General features: G+C 68.6%; 5 protein-coding genes. 4 read left to right on the top strand and 1 reads right to left on the bottom strand.

Going from position 1 to position 4,701, the window contains the following annotated elements; all coding sequences use genetic code 11:
• A partial coding sequence (locus AC08OX_RS04835; protein WP_476606703.1) for a hypothetical protein occupies positions 1-1,105 on the top strand: 1,105 nt, incomplete at its 5' end.
• Between the two features lie 390 nt (positions 1,106-1,495).
• Positions 1,496-1,990, top strand: coding sequence for an LppP/LprE family lipoprotein (locus AC08OX_RS04830; protein WP_476606702.1), 495 nt, complete (start codon positions 1,496-1,498; stop codon positions 1,988-1,990).
• A gap of 164 nt (positions 1,991-2,154) precedes the next feature.
• On the opposite strand, the gene mce is transcribed toward AC08OX_RS04830, so the two are convergent.
• The gene (gene mce / locus AC08OX_RS04825; RefSeq protein ID WP_476606701.1) at positions 2,155-2,580 is read right to left on the bottom strand and encodes a methylmalonyl-CoA epimerase; all 426 of its coding nucleotides are present in this window, start codon (positions 2,578-2,580) and stop codon (positions 2,155-2,157) included.
• 400 nt (positions 2,581-2,980) lie between these two features.
• On the opposite strand from mce, the gene AC08OX_RS04820 reads away from it, so the two are divergent.
• Together AC08OX_RS04820 and AC08OX_RS04815 are read left to right on the top strand one after the other, a co-directional pair.
• Positions 2,981-3,415 (top strand): MerR family transcriptional regulator, encoded by a 435-nt coding sequence (locus tag AC08OX_RS04820; RefSeq protein WP_476606700.1) that lies wholly within the window; start codon positions 2,981-2,983, stop codon positions 3,413-3,415.
• 425 nt (positions 3,416-3,840) lie between these two features.
• Entirely contained in the window at positions 3,841-4,383 is a 543-nt protein-coding gene (locus AC08OX_RS04815) for a MerR family transcriptional regulator (protein WP_476606699.1), read from the top strand.
• Positions 4,384-4,701 lie beyond the last annotated feature (318 nt).

Below are 4,701 nucleotides of genomic sequence, written 5' to 3'. Positions count from 1 at the left end.
TCGCCTCGTCGAGGCGTGGCAGGCCGCCGCACTGGAGCAGGCCCTGACCGAGCTGAACATCCCAATGTCCTCGCTCCCTGGACTACTGCCGCCCGAGTGGCGGACAGTGGACCCGACACGGGAGGTGAGACCAACGGACAGGCGACAGCTCTTCGAGGGCGTGGGCGGGCTCACCGCCGCAGCGGTACTCGCAGCCACGTCCGACGTGCGCGACCAGCTCGACGGCGCCCGGCCGCAGGCGTTCACGGTGACCGAGCTGGAGCTCCAGCTCGCCGACCTTCGGCGCGACCGATGGTCGGTCGCGCCCGCCGTGTTGTTCCCGCCCGCGTTCGATGCGTGGCAGCAGGTTGAGGCGATGCTCAACCGCCGGGTGCTCCTGCCTGCCGCGCGCAGGCTGACCCTGATGGCCGGCCATTTCGCGGTCGAGCTCGCCACGGTCGCGCGGTTCGGCGGTGATGACCGGCTCGGCCGCCGTTTCGCCGATATCGGTCAGGAGCATGCCACGGCAGCCCGGGACCCCCTGCTGGCCGGCGACATCGCCGGGCTGCAGTCCTGGATCGCCATGGACGCCGACCACTGGTCAGTGGCTGCGGACCATGCCGCCCACGGTAGGCAGACAGCGCACCCGTCGCAGCATGCGCGCCTTGCCGGCTACGAGGCCGCCGCCGCCGCAGAGGCAGGCGATCATCGGCGGGCGGCCGAAGCGGCGACCGTGATGCGCGCCGGGATGGCTGCGGGCCGCCGCAACCCGAAGCCGTGGAATGACCCCGATGAGGAGCTCTACGTCGCGCTCGTCGCGGCGGCCACGCCGGGAGCCGGCCGGATTGCGATCCACCACGGGGGGCGCGCGGCCGACGCGTTCGTTGCGACCCGGGCCCATCAGGGGGTCGGGCTCGGTCGCCTCGCGGTCGCCCGCGGGCATCTCGATGGCGACCGCCCCGATCCCGAGGCGGCGGCGGCCTCCGCCATCGCCGCGTTGGATGCGGTGGCGGAGGCGCCGAACATGCCGGTGCAGCAGCGTGCCCGTATGCTGCACCAACAGCTCTCCCCATGGCCGTCGGAGCCGCTGGTGCAGGAGCTGGGCCGCCGGGTTGCCGCCGTCTGAGCCCGCGCCGAGTGGTTACAGATCCGGTACGTCTGGTTCCGTCCAGACCGTGCCACGGTTAGCCTCCCCAGCGTGGTCTGGAACAAGCGCGGGAACACCGGCGGCGGCGCCTCGTCCGGCAGCGGGGGCACGAAGCGTGGCGGGTCGGGAAGGACTCCGCTCAACGACGGTGAAAGATCAACAAACCTCAGCTGCCCCCCTTTGCCACAGGTAGTGCCCCCGACGGCACGGCTTCCCGCCCGTTCCGGTGTGGAGCCTGCCGGATCCGCCGGCCGGGGGGCGGACCGGTCCGCATCGTGGCGACATACCGGCCATACCCCCTAACTGGTCGGCGCCCACCGAAGAGGGCATCTAGGTTGGGTCGGGTCAGCACGGAACCTGGGAGGTCTCATGGCGCTACGTCGCGGACTTGCCGTTTCAGTGATGATCGGTACGCTCACCCTGATGGGCGGGATCGCCGGAACAGCCTCCGCTGCCTCATCCACCTCCGGCGCGCCGGCGCTGGGCATCGCCAACGCCGCGGCGGTGGTCCGATCGGCGGGGTACACGCCGATCGTCCTCGGCGGTTATGACCGGAGCAACGATCTCAGCGTGATCGTCGGACTGCTGTCGACATCCGGGGACGGGCATCCGCAGCGGGCGTTCTTCTTCCATCGTGGCCGGCTCATCGGCTACGACTTGCCGCAGCCGAGCGCCACGATCCGCTGGATCTGGTCCACCGACCGGGTCGTCGCCCTCCAGTACGATCTCTACCGGCCAAGCGACCCGATGTGCTGCCCGACAGCGGGTGGTGCGACCGTGCGTTACCAGTGGAACGGTTCATCGGTGGTCCCGCTCGATCCGGTCCCGACCGCGAACGTGTCCGCCGCGAAAAGCCGCCGGTGATCCGCGATCGGTGATCCCCGGTCCATGATCCGCCATGGACCGGGACCGGGGTCGGGGCCGTCGCCGGGTGCGCCGCCGGGGATTCATCGCCCCGCGCCTTCGCTGCCCCGCCCGGACAGGGGCCGGCCAGGGGATGGCTGCGACGCGGGGTCGTCCGGCCCGGCTCAGTGCCCCTCGGCGGCCTCGACGAGTTCGGTGAGCACGCCTCCGAGACCCTTGGGATGGATGAACGCGATCCGGCTGCCGGCGGTGCCGTGCACCGGAGTCTTGTTGACCAGATCGAATCCGGTCATGGTCAGGGCCGCCAGGGCGCTGTCGATGTCGGCGACGCCGTAGGCGATGTGGTGGATGCCCGGCCCCCGCTTGGCCAGGAACTTCCCGATCGGGCTGTCCTCGCGCAGCGGTTCCAGCAGCTGGACGTGGGAGTTCCCGGTCTTGCCGCTGTGGACCAGCAGCATCGCTTCGCGCACCCCTTGGCGCTCGTTCTCCTCCTGGTGCACGACCTTCAGACCGAATGCCTCCTCATAACGGGGGATGGCCTCGGTGAGGGAAGCCACCGCGATCCCGACGTGGTCGATCCTGGTCAGCACAGCCGTCTCCTCGTTCTGCCGGCCCGCGATCGGGGCCTGTCCGCCGATGTCCCACCGCCCCTGGCGCGAAGCGATGGGGTCCGCACTGAGCCTGCCGGTTCACGATCCCGGCGTCGACCGATCGGCCCCCGTGACGTGAGTGGAGTCCGCGGACGTGGGGTGACGTGGGCGACCCGAGCCGGGCCCCACTCTGCCCGCTGCCTCGCCAGGGGTCCACGTCGCCGGCGTGGTTGCGGATGCTGTCGTGGGTGGGCGTTGCTCTTCCAGTGTGTTCACGGGGTGGCGGTGTGGAGTTCGGGGCCTCGTCGTGGACTCCGTTCGAGTCTCCGCGGGACAGGCCGTAGAGTCGAGTGTCAACCATTTTAGCCCGAGTCTTCGAGGCACGAACGTAAGGGTTACGGTGTCCACGACGCGTCGCGATCGTTCCGCGTTCCGCGCGGCCCGCGGAAACACCCGTCAGATAGGTGAGGTTGCCGAGCGGGTCGGGCTTTCGCTGCGCGCGGTCCGGTACTACGAGGAAGCCGGACTGCTTACTCCCGCTGGACGTACGCCGGGTGGCTTCCGCCTGTACGACGACGAGGCTGTCGATCGACTGCTGGTCATCAAGAAGATGAAGTCGCTGGGGTTCACGTTGGAGGAGATGCGGTCGCTGTTGTCGGTGCGCGACGAGCTGTCGGATCCGACGATCTCCGAGAGTCGGCGGACCGAACTGCGCGAGCGGCTGCATACCTGGGTCGTGCTGGCTGAGGAGAAGCTGGCCACCCTGCGGCAGCAGGCGGGAGTCGCGGAGGACTTCGTCATCGGCCTGCACGGTGATGCGGATCGGACGGTATGACGGACTCGTGAATCCATGGTCACCTCGTCCGAGATGGGTGCCGGAACCGCCATGAGGGGCCCACGTCCCGAGGTCGGGGCCGTCGGGATCGTCCGATCTCGGCAAGAGATCCGATTTTGCCCGGACGCCCGGTTCGTGCAGGTTGTCTCGTCCGCCCGGGTCCTCCGCTGCGTCAAGGTCATCCGTTTTGTAAAGCTGTCTATTTTGTGGGAGCTACCTGGTTCGCCGGGGTGACCGGGATCCGGGGTGGCGGCCGGCGCTGGGACTCCTGTGGAGCAACCGGAGTCCGCTGGTGACCGACGTCACGGTCGGCGTCGGCCGTGGATTACTAGATCTTTACCGGTCCTGTGTAGCTGCGGGTGGCCGATACTAGAGACGCTTGACACTCGAATACCAGTCGCCATGCTCACGTGATAAGGGTTGAATTGTCCATAACCAGCAGCGCCGGGTCTTCCGCCGATGCCCGTGACGGCCGCTACCGGATCGGTGACGTTGCCACCCTGGTGACCTTGTCCCTGCGTACCGCCCGCTTCTACGAGGATGCCGGCCTGCTCGCGCCGGTAGGCCACACCTCGGGTGGTTTCCCGCTGTACGACGATGACGCACTCGACCGGTTTTTCCTCATCAAGAAGATGAAACCGCTGGGGTTCACACTCGAGGAGATGCGCTCTCTCATCACATTGCGTGAGCGGATCGGCCAGCCCGATCTTGCCCCGGATCATCGCAGGGAACTGCGGGAACGGTTGAGAACCTGGGTTACCCTGGCCGAGGAGAAGCTCGCATCTCTGCAGGAACAGGTGCGTCTCGCCGAGGACTTCATGATTGGGCTGCGGGACGATACCGCCCGGTCGCTGCGGGAAAGCCCGGATCGCCGGGACGTTGCCGATCAAGACGATCTTGGTCCCGGTCGCCTGGACAGCTCGTTCCTCGATTTTCTCGATGATCTCTTCGGGCCCGAGGAGAACTGACCTGGCCCGGCATCACGAGGCACAGCGCCCCCACCGGCCTGGCCGCGGTGGCGTGACCTCATGTCCCGTGGCGGTGGTCGAGCCGCGCTGCTGGAGATCGGTGACGGTCCGGGACTGGGGTTCGTCACCGAACTGCGGCCTTCCCGGGCAGGGACACCCTCCGGCGGTCGGCTCGACACGGGTCGAGGGTCGGCGGGTGCCGCCCGGGTGGACCGGACGATCCGGCGGGGGCGCCACGGGATCCGGGACCGCTCGGGCAGGCGTCGTCGTCCGTATCCCCTTGGGGTTGTTAGCTGTTGTCGAATCGGCGTCTGATAG

It is taken from the genome of Frankia sp. CoBUL1, assembly GCF_978021245.1.
Note: the sequence above shows the minus strand (reverse complement) of the source record. Positions and strands in the feature narration are given on the sequence as shown.

Coding starts and splice junctions, on each gene's coding strand:
- AC08OX_RS04830 (WP_476606702.1), top strand. CDS start 1,496: ATGGCGCTACGTCGCGGACTTGCCGTTTCAGTGATGATCGGTACGCTC.